The sequence below is a fragment of the Falsiroseomonas algicola genome (assembly GCF_011040385.1).
Taxonomy (GTDB): Bacteria; Pseudomonadota; Alphaproteobacteria; order Acetobacterales; family Acetobacteraceae; genus Falsiroseomonas; species Falsiroseomonas algicola.
This window is the reverse complement of sequence record NZ_JAAIKB010000007.1, coordinates 241,379-256,518: the sequence shown is the minus strand read 5'-3', so window position 1 is coordinate 256,518 and position 15,140 is coordinate 241,379. Positions and strand designations below refer to the sequence as shown.

Annotated in this window: 13 protein-coding genes; 8 read left to right on the top strand and 5 right to left on the bottom strand. The window is 71.3% G+C overall.

What is annotated here, in order from left to right; translation table 11 throughout:
* Positions 1-24 precede the first annotated feature (24 nt).
* From G3576_RS18590 to rfbC, 3 genes are all read right to left on the bottom strand, one after another.
* Entirely contained in the window at positions 25-1,008 is a 984-nt protein-coding gene (locus tag G3576_RS18590; RefSeq protein ID WP_164695927.1) for a Bug family tripartite tricarboxylate transporter substrate binding protein, read from the bottom strand.
* Positions 1,009-1,099: 91 nt separating this feature from the next.
* Positions 1,100-2,431 carry an NAD(P)H-dependent oxidoreductase gene (locus G3576_RS18585; protein WP_164695926.1) on the bottom strand — a complete coding sequence of 444 codons (1,332 nt, stop codon included), beginning with the start codon at positions 2,429-2,431 and terminating at the stop codon, positions 1,100-1,102.
* 13 nt (positions 2,432-2,444) lie between these two features.
* Positions 2,445-3,050 (bottom strand): dTDP-4-dehydrorhamnose 3,5-epimerase, encoded by a 606-nt coding sequence (rfbC, locus tag G3576_RS18580; RefSeq protein ID WP_207622895.1) that lies wholly within the window; start codon positions 3,048-3,050, stop codon positions 2,445-2,447.
* Positions 3,051-3,243: 193 nt separating this feature from the next.
* On the opposite strand from rfbC, the gene G3576_RS18575 reads away from it, so the two are divergent.
* The gene (locus G3576_RS18575; RefSeq protein ID WP_164695925.1) at positions 3,244-4,176 is read left to right on the top strand and encodes a hypothetical protein; all 933 of its coding nucleotides are present in this window, start codon (positions 3,244-3,246) and stop codon (positions 4,174-4,176) included.
* A 7-nt stretch (positions 4,177-4,183) separates the two neighbouring features.
* Here G3576_RS18575 and G3576_RS18570 read toward each other — a convergent pair whose 3' ends face one another.
* Together G3576_RS18570 and G3576_RS18565 are read right to left on the bottom strand one after the other, a co-directional pair.
* Complete coding sequence (locus G3576_RS18570; RefSeq protein ID WP_328729339.1) at positions 4,184-5,020, bottom strand: alpha/beta fold hydrolase; 837 nt, start codon at positions 5,018-5,020, stop codon at positions 4,184-4,186.
* Between the two features lie 75 nt (positions 5,021-5,095).
* Complete coding sequence (locus tag G3576_RS18565) at positions 5,096-6,304, bottom strand: CaiB/BaiF CoA transferase family protein (protein ID WP_164695924.1); 1,209 nt, start codon at positions 6,302-6,304, stop codon at positions 5,096-5,098.
* A 138-nt stretch (positions 6,305-6,442) separates the two neighbouring features.
* On the opposite strand from G3576_RS18565, the gene G3576_RS18560 reads away from it, so the two are divergent.
* From G3576_RS18560 to G3576_RS18530, 7 genes are all read left to right on the top strand, one after another.
* Complete coding sequence (locus G3576_RS18560; protein WP_164695923.1) at positions 6,443-7,954, top strand: aldehyde dehydrogenase family protein; 1,512 nt, start codon at positions 6,443-6,445, stop codon at positions 7,952-7,954.
* The gene (locus G3576_RS18555) at positions 7,951-8,508 is read left to right on the top strand and encodes a hypothetical protein (protein ID WP_164695922.1); all 558 of its coding nucleotides are present in this window, start codon (positions 7,951-7,953) and stop codon (positions 8,506-8,508) included. Before G3576_RS18560 ends, G3576_RS18555 begins: the two co-directional genes overlap by 4 nt.
* Positions 8,509-8,640: 132 nt before the next feature.
* A complete protein-coding gene (locus G3576_RS18550) occupies positions 8,641-9,462 on the top strand; it encodes a transthyretin-like family protein (RefSeq protein ID WP_164695921.1) in 822 nt (273 codons plus the stop codon).
* A gap of 75 nt (positions 9,463-9,537) precedes the next feature.
* The gene (locus G3576_RS18545; RefSeq protein WP_164695920.1) at positions 9,538-11,925 is read left to right on the top strand and encodes a penicillin acylase family protein; all 2,388 of its coding nucleotides are present in this window, start codon (positions 9,538-9,540) and stop codon (positions 11,923-11,925) included.
* Complete coding sequence (locus G3576_RS18540) at positions 11,894-12,397, top strand: RDD family protein (RefSeq protein WP_164695919.1); 504 nt, start codon at positions 11,894-11,896, stop codon at positions 12,395-12,397. The genes G3576_RS18545 and G3576_RS18540 overlap by 32 nt, the downstream gene beginning before the upstream one ends.
* Positions 12,398-12,436: 39 nt before the next feature.
* Positions 12,437-13,219, top strand: coding sequence for an arginyltransferase (locus G3576_RS18535; RefSeq protein WP_164695918.1), 783 nt, complete (start codon positions 12,437-12,439; stop codon positions 13,217-13,219).
* Between the two features lie 111 nt (positions 13,220-13,330).
* Complete coding sequence (locus G3576_RS18530; protein WP_164695917.1) at positions 13,331-15,136, top strand: SLC13 family permease; 1,806 nt, start codon at positions 13,331-13,333, stop codon at positions 15,134-15,136.
* Positions 15,137-15,140 lie beyond the last annotated feature (4 nt).

Genomic DNA, 15,140 nt, shown 5'->3' with positions numbered 1-15,140 from the left:
CCGCCCCTTAAGCAGTGCCGTCCGTCACTCCACCTGCATCCGCAGGTCACGCACCAGCGGCCGCACCGCGGCGATCTGCCCATGCACCTGCCGGGTGAACTCCGCTGCGCTATTGCCGCCGGGCTCGGCGCCGAGTTCCGCGATGCGGGAGGCCAGCGGCGGGTGGCGGGCAGCGGCGGCGATTTCCGCATGCAGGCGGGCCAGCACCGGCTCCGGCGTCCGCGCCGGGGCGAAGAAGCCGTTCCAGCCCAGCAGCTCCGCATTGGCGAAGCCCTGTTCGCGCACCGTCGGGATGTTGGGCAGGGCGCTGGCGCGGTTGGCGGCCAGCGTCGCGATCGGCTTCAGCGCGCCGCCCCTGATGTGCTGGAGGGAGGAGGAAAGCTGGTCGCCGCCGAAGGCGATGCGGCCCGACAGCATTTCCTGCACCAGCGGCGCCGCGCCGCGGAAGGGCACGTGTTCAATGGCGAAGCCGCCATCGCGCTTCAGCACCTCCGCGATCAGGTTGATGGTGCTGCCGGGGCCGGTGGATCCGTAGAAGGGCGGCGAGGGTTGCGCCTTCGCCCAGGCGATCATCTCCGCCAGGTTGCTGGCCGGCACCTGCCCATTCACCAGCAGCATCATCGGCACATTGGCGCCGAGGCTGATGGGCGCGAAGTCGCGCTCGATCGAATGCGGCGCGCGGCCGACGAATTCCAGCGCCGCGGTGGTGGTGGAGAAGGTGAGGTTGTGGAAAAGCAGGGTCTGCCCGTCCGGCGCCGCCTTGGCCACGACATCGGCGCCGATGGACCCGCCCGCGCCGCCGCGATTCTCGACGACGACGGAGACGCCCAGCACCTCCCCCAGGCGCTGCGCGTAGAGCCTCGCCAGGATGTCCGTGGTGCCCCCCGCCGGGAAGGGCACGACGATGCGGATGGGCGCGGTGGGCTGCCAGGCGCCCTGGGCACGAAGCCCGGGCGCTGCCAAGAGGCCAGCGGTGGTGAGCGCGAGGGCGCGGCGGGTCAGGCGCATGGGGTTTCCTCCGTCGCGCCGTCCTTTGGATTGCGGCGCCGTAAGGAAAGCCTGGAACCGCCGCCGCCGCGCCGTCAAGCAGCCTTGTGGATCACTCGGCCGCCGCCACCCGGGCGCGCGGGTCGTTCGCGGCGGAAGCCGGGAACATCGCGTCCTGTTCGGCCCGCAGCCGGTCGATCAGCCGGCCCGAGGGCAGTTCCACATCGGCGTAGCTGAGCGCGGCATCCTTCGGCAGGTCGCGCTTCAGCCGGCAGCCCTCCGCCACGCCCATCGGCAGCAGGCCCTCGGCGCGGGAGACGGCGTAGGATTCCGCCTCCCCATAGGTCATGAAACCGCCCAGCCCATCGATGACCTCGCCCGCCTTGAGGTCGCGCTTGGCGGTCGCCACCACATCCACCATCGGCGCGCCGATGGGCTGCAGCACCGCATCCCCGCACAGCACGACGCGCGCGACCGAGATCGGCACCTCGAAATGGCAGAGGTGGTAGGGGGTGTAGAAGGAGTAGAGCGGCCCCTCCCCCAGCTTGTAGAGGTTGAGGTAGTGGCGCTGCTTCGGGTCGTCATGCGTGGCCAGCACATAGACGCCGGGGCCGGGCTTCGACCCCACGACATAGTCCACCACGCCGCCGAGGCGCTGGAGCTCGGCCACATCGTACATCTTCGTCAGCTCGTCGACATGCCCGGCATGGTCGCGCCCCAGCATGCCGCGCTTCGCGACGGTCATGCCCGTGGCATTGGCGACGATCGCCTGTTCGAAGCTGATCTTGGTGCCATCCGCGAAGCTGGTGACCATGTGCGGGTCCTGGCCCCATTTCGCGGCGAAGGCGGCCTGGGTCTCCGGCGTGCGATAGGGGTCCTGCAGGCCCTTGATGTTGCCGCAGACCAGCGGCGTCAGCCCGATCGACTTCACGAAGCGGAACAGGTTCATCTGCACGCCGGGCTGGTCGCCGTCGCTGCCGGTGAAGATCACCCCGGCCTCATCCGCCATGCGGCGCAGCAGCGGGCCGACGGTGCCATCCAGCTCCGCATTCATGGAGACGACGGGCCGCCGCGCCTTGATCGCCGCCAGCGTCACCTGCGCGCCATGCTCCACAGCCCCTGTGACATCCACCAGGCAATCGATGCCGCCGGCCTGGCAGAGCAGCATCGGGTCGTCCGTGATGGCGGGCCGCCCCTCCCGCACCGCCTGTTCCAGCGCGGCGACGGAGGAGACGGTGGTGGTGTCCGCGATGCCCGCTTCGGCATAGCAGGCGGCGGCACGGGCGAGGGTGCGGTTGGCGATCGCCACCAGCGCCATGCCCGGCGTGGAATTGACGATCTGGTTGGCGATGCCCCGGGCCATGAAGCCCGCGCCCACCATGCCCACCCGGATCGGCTGGCCGGCGGCGGCGCGTTCGGCGAGGAGCCTGTCGACGATGATCATCTGGAATCCCCGCTCACATCAGGCCGCGCATCTGTTCGGTCCCGTGGAAGGCGGGATCGAAGGCAGGCCAGGCCGAATCCTTGGCGGAGAGCTCCGCCGGCTCCTCCGGCCACTCGATCGAGAGGAAGGGATCGTCGTAGCGCAGCCCCCTTTCCTGCTGCGGCGCATAGGCGGCGCTGACGAGGTAGAGCGCCTCCGTATCGGGCTCGAGCGTCAGGAAGCCATGCGCGCAGCCGCGGGGGACCAGCATCATCTGCCGGTTCTCGGCGGTCAGCGTGGCGCCGAACCACTGGCCATAGCTCGGGCTGTCCGGGCGGAGATCCGCCACCACGTCGAACAGCGCGCCGGCCAGGCAGCGCACCAGCTTCACCTCGGCCGCCGGAGGCAGCTGGTAGTGCATGCCGCGCAGGGTGAAGGGCTTGTGGGTCAGGGAGTTGTTGGCCTGGACGAAGCGGCTTTCCACGCCGGCGGCGGCGAATTCCGCCTCGCAGAAGGCGCGGGCGAAGAAGCCGCGTTCGTCGCCGCGCCGGACGGGATCGACGATGAAGCAGCCTGCGACGGGGGTGGGTTGGAAGCGGATGCTGCCGGGGGCCGGCTTGGGGGGTGCCAGGCTCGTCATGCCGAAGCCCGTCCGGCGCTGGTGCTGCCCATGCCTCAATCTCCCCGCCATATTGTCGTGACTGAAACGACAGCGGCAGGACGCGCGGGCAGCGCGACGGTTTCGCCCCTCCGGGTTTCGTGACGAAGCGCTACCGGAACGGCCATGAGGGCGCGCGTGTTCCCGGCGCATCAACCACCCGGAAAGGTTGTCAGTGCTCGCACAGGAACGGCGCCGCGCCTTGCTGGTCTTCCAGACCCACTTCTTCGACCGGTGGTGCGAAAGGGCGTTCCGGGAGATTGCCGCGGGCTGCCCGCCGCACATCACGCCGATGGTCGTGTTCCACCAGGGGCGGGGCGTGGCGCTGCCGAAGCGCCTGGCGCGCGTGCGGCATCACGTCGTCCCCACCGCCGAACTGCGCGACCCCGCCTATCCCGGGAAATCCGGGGGTCCGGACTGGGACCTCTGGCGTGGCGGGCATACCGACCTGATCGCGCTGCACGCCTTCAACGCGCATCCCGGCTACGACGACTACTGGGCCATCGAATATGATGTCCGCTTCTCCGGCCCCTGGTCCCGCTTCTTCGCGGCCTTCGAGGATGAGCGCGCGGACCTGCTGATCTCCTCCGTCCTGCGGCGCCGCGACGATCCCGGCTGGTTCAACTGGCCGAGCCTGGCGGCGCCGGAATCCCTCGACGACGACACGACGCTGCGGGTCTTCCTGCCGATCTTCCGCGCCAGCGCGCGGATGGTGGCGGCGATCGATGCCGCCTATCGTGCCGGCTGGGCCGGGCATTGCGAAGCCACCTGGGGCACCATCGCCATGGCGCGGGGCCTGTCCGTGGTGGATCTCGGCGGCGAGGGCGAGTTCACGCCGGAGCGCTACCGCGGCCGCTTCTACCTGAACTGTCCGCGCCAGGTGCACCTTGCCCCCGGCACGCTGGTCTTCAAGCCGGCGCTCTATCGCATGGGGCGGCGGCCCGACATGCTGTGGCACCCGGTGAAACCCTTCTTCTGGCGGGCGGAGGCGAAGGAGGGGCTGCGCGACATCAAGCGCCGCGCGGGGATCGTGGTGCGCGGCATTGCCGGGTGGATGCGGCGGAGGCGTAGCGCCCCGGAGCAGCAACCGGCCCAGCCGGCGACCTGACCGGCGGTCAGGCGGCCAGGAACCCAGCCACCATCGCCACCTGCGACGGGTCCATCAGCGCGGGGGCGTGGCCCGCATCCTCGATCACCTCAAGCCGCACGCCAGGCTTCTCCGCCATCGCGGCCGCCGTCTCCGGCAGCAGCAGGTCGCTCTCCGCGCCACGGATCGCGAGGATCGGCAGGTCCAGCACGTTCCAGAGGAAGTGCATGTCGAGCGCCTGCGCCTCCTGCGTCCGGATCGGGGTGGCGATGGCGGGGTCGTAGTGCAGCAGCAGGCCGCCATCGGGCGCGGGCCGCGCGGAGGTCTCGGCGAGATGCCGCCATTGCGCATCCGTCAGCCGGCCGAAGGGGGCATGGACACGACGGAGATGCGCCTCCAGCGCCGGGATGTCGGCGAAGCGGGGCACATCGGCGATGTAGTCACGGATGCGGGCCATGGCCGCCTGCGGCACGAAGGGGCCGAGGTCGTTCATTACCATGCGGCGGATCGGATGGCCCCTGGCGGCCGCGATCCCCATGCCGCAGATGGCGCCGAGCGAGGTGCCGACCCAGTCGACCGGGCCGTCCAGCCGCGCCAGCAGATGCGCCAGCGCCGCCACATAGGAGGGTGGCTGGTAGAGCATGGGGTCGGGCAGCCAGTCCGAGGCGCCGCGCCCCGGGAGGTCCGGGCAGATCACCCGCCGCCCCTGCCCGGCCAGCGCCTCCGCCAGCACGTCGAAATCCCGCCCCGTGCGCGTCAGGCCATGGACGCAGAGGACCGGCGCGCCATCCGCGGGCCCCCATTCGACATAGGCCATCCGGTGGAAGGCGCCGGCCAGGAGGTAGCTGATATGGCCGTGGCGCACGCGGCGGTATCCTTGCTGCTCCCTCCCCCGCGCTTGCGGGGGAGGGTCGGGGTGGGGGTCAGCGGCACCCCCGTTTCAGACGACGCCCTTGTCCTTCAGCGCCTGCACCTGCGCTTCCGTCATGCCGAGCAGGCCCGTCAGCACTTCCTCGCTGTGTTCGCCCAGCAGCGGCGGGGCGATACGGTAATCCGCCGGGGTCGCGGACAGGCGCACGGGGTTGGCGATGACCGTGACGGCCGCGCCATTGCTCAGCGTCAGGTCCACCGTGCAGCCGCGCGCCTTCACATGCGGGTCGGCGAAGACGTCGGACAGCTTGTTGATCGGGCCGCAGCCGATCTTCCGCTCCTCCAGCGCCGCCACCCATTCGGCGGTGGTCTTCGACTGCATCACCGGCGTCAGCGCCGCCGTCACGGCATCCCGGTTGGCCACGCGCTCCGCATTGGTGGCGAAGCGCGGGTCTTCCAGCATCGCCTCGCAGCCGAAGGATTTGCAGAAGCGCTCGAAGGTGGGGTCATTGCCGACGGACAGCACGATGTGCCCGTCCTTCGTCGGGAAGACCTGGTAGGGCGCGATGTTCGGGTGCTGGTTGCCGAGCCGGGGCGGATTCTCCCCGGTCGCCAGGTAGTTCATCCCCTGGTTGGCCAGCCAGGCGACGGAGGTGTCGAGCATGCCGATGTCGATCTGCTGGCCCTGCCCCGTGCGCTCGCGGTGCCGCAGCGCCGCCAGGATGCCGATGCAGCCATAGAGGCCCGCGAACAGGTCCGCGACCGGCACGCCCACCTTCTGCGGCAGGCCCTCGGGTTCGCCCGTGAGCGACATGACGCCGCCCATGCCCTGGATCAGCGCGTCATAGCCCGGGCGCGGGGCGTAGGGGCCGGTCTGCCCGAAGCCGGTGATGGAGCAGTAGATGAGGCCGGGATACTTCACCTTCAGCTGCTCGAACCCCAGGCCGTACTTGGCCAGCGCGCCGACCTTGAAGTTCTCCACCAGGATGTCGCAGGTCTCGAGCAGCTGGTGGATGATCGCCTGCCCCTCCTCCTTCGCGATGTCGAGGGTGAGGGACTTCTTGTTGCGGTTGACGCCCAGGAAGTAGGCGCTCTCCTCCGTGCCCGGCCAGACCGGCGGCGCGAAGCCGCGGGTGTCGTCGCCCGATTCCGGCCGCTCGATCTTGATGACCTCGGCGCCCATGTCGCCCAGCATCTGGGTGCAGGTCGGCCCGGCCAGCACCCGGGTCAGGTCCAGGACCCGGAGGCCACGCAGCGGCCCGCTCGGCGCCTTCTCCATGCTCAAAACGCCCCTTCAATCCATCTGTCGCCGACGCCCCGGTGGGGCGCCCAGGTCACCGCAGCATTGCCGCCGGCCGGCGGGCGACGCATGGTGCGGCCCGCGCTTATAGTGCCGTGTCCGCGGCGGAGGAAACCCATGCTCGACCTGCCCCATCCCACCCCCGATGCCCCGACGGCGGACTGCTTCGCCCTCGCGAAGGCCCTGTCCGGCGTGCATTTCATCGGCGGACGTTATGTGCCCGCCCGCTCCGGCAAGACCTTCGCCGTGGTCAATCCCGCGACAGGCGCGGAGGTCGCCCGTGCCGCGGAAGGTGATGCGGCGGATGTGGACGCCGCCGTGCTGAACGCCGCCGAGGCCCAGAAGGCCTGGGCCAAGGTGCCGGCCCGCAAGCGCGGCGCCCTGGTGCATGCCTGCGCCGCCGCCATCCGCACCCATGTGGACGAATTGGGCCGCCTGATCGCGCTCGAGACCGGCAAGGCGCTGCGGACCGAGAGCCGGGTCGAGGCCAATGTCGTCGCCGATGTCTTCGAGTTCTTCGGCGGCCTCGGGTCGGAGCTGAAGGGGGAGAGCGTGCCCTTCGCCCCCAACGTGCTGAGCGTGACGGTGCGGGAGCCGCTCGGCGTCGTCGGCGCCATCATCCCCTGGAACGTGCCCATGCTGCTGATGGCGCTGAAGGTCGCGCCGGCGCTGGTGGCGGGCAATTCGGTGGTGGTGAAGAGCGCGGAGGAAGCGCCGCTCGCGGTGCTCAGGATCTGCGAGATCATGAACCGCATCCTGCCGCCCGGCGTCTTCAACATGGTCTCGGGCTTCGGCCCGGAATGCGGCGCGCCGCTGGTCGCCCACCCCAAGGTCCGCAAGGTGACCTTCACCGGCAGCGTGGAGACCGGGAAGATCGTCGCCAAGGCCGCGGCCGAGAAGCTGGTGCCCGTCACGCTCGAACTCGGCGGCAAGTCGCCGATGATCGTCTTCGCCGATTGCGACTTCGAGAAGACGGTCTCCGGCGCGCTGACCTCCATGCGCTTCACGCGCCAGGGCCAGTCCTGCACCGCGGCGTCGCGCATCTATGTGGAGCGCCCGATCTTCGACCGCTTCGTGGCGGAGATGAAGAATGCGGTGGACGCCATGGTCATGGGCGATCCGCTGGATGAGAAGACCGATATCGGCACCATCGTCAGCGAGGGCCAACTGGAGAAGGTGAAGGCCTACATCGCCGAGGGCACCGCGACCCCGGGCGCCACCGCCCATGTCTGCTCCGCCATGCCGACCGACCCGGCGCTGAAGAAGGGGCTCTTCATCCAGCCCGTGATCTTCACCGGCCTCGACAATTCGTCGCGCCTGGTGCGGGAGGAGATCTTCGGACCGGTCACGGTGATCCAGGCCTTCGACGATCCGGAAACCGTGCTGGCCCAGGCGAATGACAGCGAATACGGCCTCGCGGCCTCGCTCTGGACCAACAACCTGAAGGTGGGGCTCGACCTGGCGCATCGGCTGGAGGCGGGGCTGGTGCAGATCAACCAGAACCTCGTGGTGCAGGCCAATCTCAGCTATGGCGGCGTGAAGTCCTCCGGCCTCGGCAAGGAGGCCTCGCTGGAAGCCATGCTGGAACACTTCACGCATAAGAAGACCATCATGGTGAACATGGCGTGAGCACGAACCCGATGGACTACAGCGGCAAGGACAAGGCGGAGCTCGCCAACCTCCGCGCCAATGCCGAACGCATCCTGGCGGACCCGAAGCGGTCCAAGCTGCACGCCCAGGCGCGCGCCATGCTGGAAGCCCTGCCCCCGCCGCCCGCACCGACGCGTGGCGGCAGCACGGCCGCCGCCACCGCGACCACCGCGGCGGTGGAGCAGCTGACGGCGCTGGCCGTGGAGCTGGCGGGGGTCTTTGACCTCTCGCCCCCCGCGGGCACCGCCCAGCCCCACAAGTTCACGGGCGCGGACGGCAAGCCCAAGGTCGGCGGGCGGCAGCGCAGCAAGGCGGTGGCGGCGGATCGCTACCTCAGCCACCGCCGCGGCGATGCCATCGCCGCCATCGGCTGGATCCGCACGCTGGAGGACGAGGCCGAGACCGGCGGCGCCTGGTATGTGGACCAGCAGAACGCCGATGCGCTGCCCACGAAGCTGGAGGAGAGCTTCGAGGCCGCGCGGGAGGCCTTCGTGAAGCGGCTGGAGTCGATCGGGACGCCCCGCAAGGCGTGACGCAGGAAGCGCTCCGGCCGCCTGCCGGCCGGGGCGATTGCAGCGAAACAGGGCGACACACGCCAGGGCTGTGTCGCGTCTAGCATCGTTCCCGGCGACCAATGACTGGCCGCCCCATGGGGGGACGAAGCAATGCCAAGCATCTCGATCGCCGGGCGCCTGGTCCACGCGCCCGGTCCCGGTGGCGCCCAGGTGCCGGTCAGCGGCGCCGACATCCGGATCTACGACATCGATGCGCCCGGGCGCGGCGATGACCTGATCTGGGAAGGCCGCACCAATGCGCAGGGCCAGTTCAGCGGCACCTCCGCCAACTGGCAGGACAGCGTCAAGGTCATGACGCCGTTCGGACCCAAGACGGTGGCCGATGCGTCGGACATCCTGCTGCTCAAGATGGAGGTGAAGCAGGGCCCCAACGCCGTCACCATATCACCCTTCGTCACCAATGCGCCGGTGCCCGTGGTGGTGCCCTGGCCGCAGCCCGCCGGCGCCATCCTGCTCGCGGTGGTAAACGACAAGGTTGTCACCGGCGCCAAGCCGGACATGCTCTACGAATATGTGAAGGACCTGGCGGAAAGCGACGTGCCGCGCATCCGCATCGTCTGCACCGGCGACTGGGCGAAGCCGCTGGAGCCGCTGCTGGCCGCCAACGCCGCACCGGCCGCCCGCGCCCTGGTGCTGAGCCGCCTCGGGCTGCCCGCGGACTCGCTGGTCCTGCGCCAGAACCCGGCGGATTGGGTGATCGTCGCCTGCTGCGCCATCATCTGCCTGGCGGTCGTCGCCACCGCCGTCGTCGCCGTGGTCGGCATCCTGGCCACCGCGGTCACCCTCGCCGTCCTGCTCGGCTATCGCAAGGTGAAGACCAGCACCTGCAACCAGCTTGGCGTCACCCTCCCCGGCGGCTACGGCTCGCTCAGCCTCGGCGACTATTGCTTCGTCATGGACCTGGAGAAATGAGCAGCGCGGGCGGGTGAGGATGCGGCGCGGGGCCGCCGCTTCCCTTTCCGCCCCCGCCGGTCCATCTCCCGGCCCATGCGCACCTTCCTCGCCTTCGCGGGCCGGCTTCTCGTCTTCCTGCTCGTCCTGGCCGGCATCGCCGTCGCCTTCGGCTTCGGCCTGGTCAATTCCAGCCTCCCCGATGCGCGGGAGGAGCCGGGCATCCCGACCCTCTCCGCCCCCGTCGCCATCACGCTTGACGAACACGGCATCCCGCGCATCGAGGCCGCGAACGACCGCGACGCCGCCGTCGCGATGGGCTGGCTGCATGCGCGGGACCGCATGTTCCAGATGGAGGCGATGCGCCGCGGCGCCTCCGGCCGGCTGGCGGAGATCGCGGGTGGCAGCGCGCTGCGCCTCGACCGATTCTCCCGCACCCTCGGCCTGGTGCAATCCGCCGAATCCGACCTCGCCGCACTCTCCCCCGAGGCACGCGACCTGCTGGAGGCCTATGCGGAGGGGGTGAATGCCCTGATCGCCGCGCGCGGGCGGCTGGCGGCGCCGGAATTCCTGGCGCTGGGGGAGCCGGAGCCCTGGCGGCCGGTGGACAGCCTGCTCTGGGGCAAGGTGATGGGCCTGTGGCTCTCCGGCAATTGGCGGCGGGAGCTGGAGTATGCCGCGCAGGCGGCCAGCCTGCCGGCGGACCGGCTCGACGACCTCTGGCCCCGCGATGCCAGCGCCGGGCGGCCGGACCTCGCCTCCCTGCCCGGCGCCGTCTCGCTGGCCCGCATCCTGGAGGCCGTGCCGGTCTTCGGCGTCGATGCGCCGCTGCCCGACAGCGCGTCCAATGCCTGGGCGGTGACGGGGGCGCGCAGTGCCTCCGGCGCGCCGCTGCTGGCGAACGACCCGCATCTCGGCTTCCAGGCGCCCGTCCTGTGGTACCTCGCCCGCATCGACTTCCCCGATGGCCGCTTCCGCGCCGGCGCCACCGCGCCGGGCGTGCCCGCCATCGTCATCGGCCGGAACGAGCGCCTGGCCTGGGGCTTCACCACCACCCATTCGGACACGCAGGACGTCTTCGTCGAACGCCTCTCGGGCGCCGATGCCTACGACACCCCGGACGGCCCCCGCCCCTTCACCATCCGGGAGGAACGCATCGCCGTGCGCGGCCGGGCGGAGCCGGAGGTGCTGCGCGTCAGGGAGACGCGGCACGGCCCGGTCGTCTCCGGCCTCGATGGGCTGGCGGCCGACCAGGGCTATGTGCTCGCGGTCTCCATGGCCAACCTCGCGCCGCGCGACACGGCGGCGGAGGCGCTGCTGGCGCTGAACCGCGCCACCACCCTGGCCGAGGCACGGCGCGCCGCCTCCCTGTTCACCAGCCCGCCGCAGAACCTGATGGTGGCCTCGGCGGAGGGATCGATCGCGCAATACCTGGTCGGCCGCACGCCGCTCCGCCGCGCCGGCGATGGCCGCCTGCCCGCCCGGGGCTGGGACGGCAGCATGGACTGGACCGGCTTCGTGCCCTTCGACGCCATGCCGCACATCGAGAATCCGGCCAGCGGCCAGATCGCGAACGCCAATTCGCGGCCGGCGCCGGCGGACCATCCGGTCTTCCTGGGCGTGGACTGGTATGGCGACTGGCGCCTCCGCCGCATCCGGGAGCTGCTGGCCGAGCGGCCGACCCATGACCTCGCCGGCTTCGCTGCCATGCAGAACGACGTGGTGTCGCTGCTGGCGCGGGAGGTGCTGCCCCGGCTGCTCGCCGTGCCGGCGCCCCAGGGCCTGGCCGGGCGTGCGCAGGCCCTGCTGCGGGACTGGGACGGCGCGATGCGGGCGGACGCGCCGCAGCCGCTGATCTATCACGCCTGGCTCCGCGCCTTCCGCCGCCTGGCGCTGGCGCAGGGCGGCGCGCCGGAAGGCACCAGCCCGGGCGCGGAATTCACCCGCCTGCTGCTGACCGACGCTGGCCGCGCCGCCGCCTGGTGCGGGCCCGCCGGCTGCGACGCGATGCTCGCCCGCGCGCTGTCCGACGCCACGGCGGAGATCGAGGCGGCACAGGGCAGCGACCCGGCGAAGTGGGCCTGGGGCCGCGCCCATGTCGCCACCTTCGAACACCCGATCCTGCGCTTCCTCCCCGTGCTCGGCCCCATGACGCGGCTGGAGATGCCGAGCCCCGGTGACGGGGAGACGGTGTCGCGCGGCGGCATGCGGGGCGGCGGGGCCAACCCCTACGCCCACCTGCACGGGGCCGGGCTGCGCGCGGCCTTCGACCTCGGCGATCCCGATGGCGCGGTCGCCATCATCGCCACGGGACAGTCGGGCCACCCATTTTCACCGCATTGGGATGACCTGCTGCAACGATGGCGGGATGGTGACGTTGTGCGCCTGGGGCGGGTGCCGGCCAATACGACCGGGACCATCCGCCTCAAGCCCGAAGCCCCCGGAGTCCCCAGTGAACCAGAACCGCGCCAGCGACGCCGATGACCGGCCGCGCCCCTTCGAGGGCGTGATCGGCCGCCGTGTCGCCGCCTGGCTGATCGATGGCGCGATCCTGTTCATCCTGTCCTGGCTGGTCTGGGGCGGGACAGGGCTGCTGGCCGTGCTGACGCTGGGCCTGGCGGGCGGGCTGTTCATGCTGCCCTGGGGGCTGGTGCTGCCCATCCTCTACGGCACGCTGTCCATCGGATCCCCGCTTTCCGCCACGCCGGGCCAGGCGCTGATGGGGCTGGTCGTGCGGTCGGAATCCGACACCGGCCATCCCAGCTTCGGCCAGGCCTTCACCAGCACCACGCTGCTGGCCCTGTCCTGGGCCGCGGGCGGCGTGCCGCTGCTGGCCGCCTTCTTCTCCTCCCGCTCCCGCACCCTTCACGACCTCTTCTCCGACACCATTGTCGTGCGCAGCGCGGCGTTGCGATCGGAAGCCCGCCCGGGGCGATTCCTGGCGGAGGATGGTTGATTTGCCAGCGGCCAGCGCGGACAGTAGAGCCTGAGACACATGCTCCAACGCGCCACCCGCCGTCCGCAATTCTTCTACACCACCGCGCCGCTGCCCTGCCCCTATCTGGCAGGCCGGACGGAACGGAAGATCGTGACCGAACTGGCGGGCGGGGATGCGGAGGCGCTGCATGACCGGCTGTCCCGCGCGGGCTTCCGGCGCAGCCACAACATCGCCTATTCGCCGGTCTGCCCGGGCTGCCGCGCCTGCATCCCGATCCGCATCGTGGCCGACGCCTTCACCCCCGACCGCACGCAACGCAAGGTCATGCGCTTCAACGCCGACCTCGTGACGGCGGAAATGCCGGCGCGCGCCAGCGCGGAGCAGTTCGCCCTGTTCCAGCGCTACCAGGGCGCGCGCCACGGCGATGGCGACATGGCGGCGATGGGTTTCTACGACTACCGCGCCATGGTGGAGGACACGCCCATCACCACGGGCGTCGTCGAGTTCCGCGATGGCGGCGGCCGCCTGCTCGGCGCCTGCCTGACGGATTGGCTGAGCGACGGGCTCTCCGCGGTCTATTCCTTCTATGCGCCGGAGGAGACGCGCCGGAGCCTCGGCACCTATGCCATCCTGTGGCTGGTGTCGCGCGCCCGCAGCCTCGGCCTGCCCTACGTCTATCTCGGCTACTGGGTCCCCCAGAGCCCGAAGATGGCCTACAAGGCCCGCTTCCGCCCCAGCGAGACACTGTCCGGCGGCGTCTGGCGCGTGCTGCCGGACCAGGAGGAGGCGCCTGCCCTCGGCGTCGAGGGGCAGGAAAAGGTCAGCGTCTCCGGTCTCTGACCGCCTGCCGCGCCGCGCGGCACGTTTCCCCGCCCCTCTTCGCCATTCGCGGGAACGGACCCGGCCGATCCGGGTTCACGGCGGCACATCCGAAACGGAGCGTGCCGGCGCATGAGCCGCGACCAGGTCCTCATCACGGGACTCCTGCTGGCTACCCTTGTCATGTTCGCCTGGGGGCGGTGGCGCCACGACATGGTGGCGATGGGCGCGCTGCTCGCCGCCGTCGCGCTCGGCTTGGTGCCGGGCGAGGCGGCCTTCGCAGGCTTCGGCCATGCCGCCGTCATCACCGTCGCCTGCGTGCTGGTGCTGAGCAGCGGGCTGCAGAGCTCCGGCGCCGTGGATGCGCTGGCCCGCGTGATGCTGCCGCGTGGGGGCCGGCCGGTGGTCAGCGTCGCCGCCATCACGGCACTGGCCGCGGTGCTGTCCGCCTTCATGAACAATGTCGGCGCGCTGGCGCTGCTGATGCCGATCGCGATCCAGCTGGCGGCGCGGGAGGGGCTGCCGCCCGGCCAGGTGCTGATGCCGCTGGCCTTCGGCTCCATCCTCGGCGGCATGACGACGCTGATCGGCACGCCACCCAACCTCATCGTCGCCGGCTTCCGCGCGGAGGCGGGCGGCGAGCGCTTCGCGATGTTCGACTTCGCGCCCGTCGGCGTCGCCGTCGCCCTGGCCGGCGTCGCCTTCGTGGTGGTGGCGGCACGCTGGCTGGTTCCGGCGCGCGAGCGTCGCGGCGCCGAGGCCTTCGACATCGGCAGCTACATGACCGAGGCGCGGGTGGCGGAGGACAGCGCCGCCGCGGGCATGACGCTGCGGGAGATCGAGGCGGCGCTCGATTCCGCCGATGCGCAGGTCGTCGGGCTGATCCGGCACGAGGTCCGCATCCCCGCGCCGCCGCCCCAGCACCGCGTGGAGGCCGGCGACATCCTGGTGATCGAGGCGCGGCCGGAGGGCCTGGCCGCCACCCTCTCCACCCTCGGCCTGGCGCTGGAGGAGGACGTGCCCGTCGCCACCGACGGCGCGGCGACGCCGGCGGAGGAGGAGACGCCCGCGGCGGCGGCCGATGACGACCTGGCGCTGACCGAATATGCGGTCATGCCGGCCGCCGCGATCGTCGGCCGCTCCGCCACCGATATCCGGCTGCGCGACCGCTATGCGGTCAACCTGCTCGCCATCTCCCGCCAGGGGACGCAGCGGATCACGCGGCTCCGGACCGAGCGGGTGCGGCCGGGCGATGTCCTGATGCTGCAGGGCGCGCCGGAGGCGCTGGCCGAATTCGCCACCCAGTTCGGCTGCGTGCCGCTGGCCAGCCGGACGCTGCGCCTGCCGGCGGCGCGCCAGGCCTGGGCGGCGGCCGGGGTGATGCTGGGTGCCATCGGCCTCGCCGCCTCCGGCCTTGCCAGTTCCGCCGTCGCCTTCGCGGGGGGCGTGCTGGCGGCGATGGCGCTGCGCGTCGTCTCGCCCCGCGGCATCTATGCGGCGGTGGACTGGACCGTCGTGGTGCTGCTGGCCGCGCTGATCCCGGTGGCCGGCGCGATGGAGACGACCGGCGCGGCGGAGGTGCTGGCGCGCTTCATCCTGGACCAGGTCGATGGCCAGGCCGTCATCGCGCTGGTCGTGATCCTGGTCGCGACCATGACGCTGTCGGATGTCATCAACAATGCGGCGACGGCGGCGGTGATGTGCCCGATCGCGGTGCAGACGGCGGGCCAGCTTTCGGTCAGCGCCGATGCCTTCCTGATGGCGGTCGCCATCGGCGCCTCCTGCGCCTTCCTGACGCCGATCGGCCACCAGAACAACACGCTGATCCTGGGGCCGGGCGGCTTCCGCTTCGGCGACTACTGGCGGCTCGGCCTGCCGCTGGAGGTCATCGTCGTCGCGGTCGCCGTGCCCATGCTGCTGGTCTTCTGGCCGCTGTGAGCCA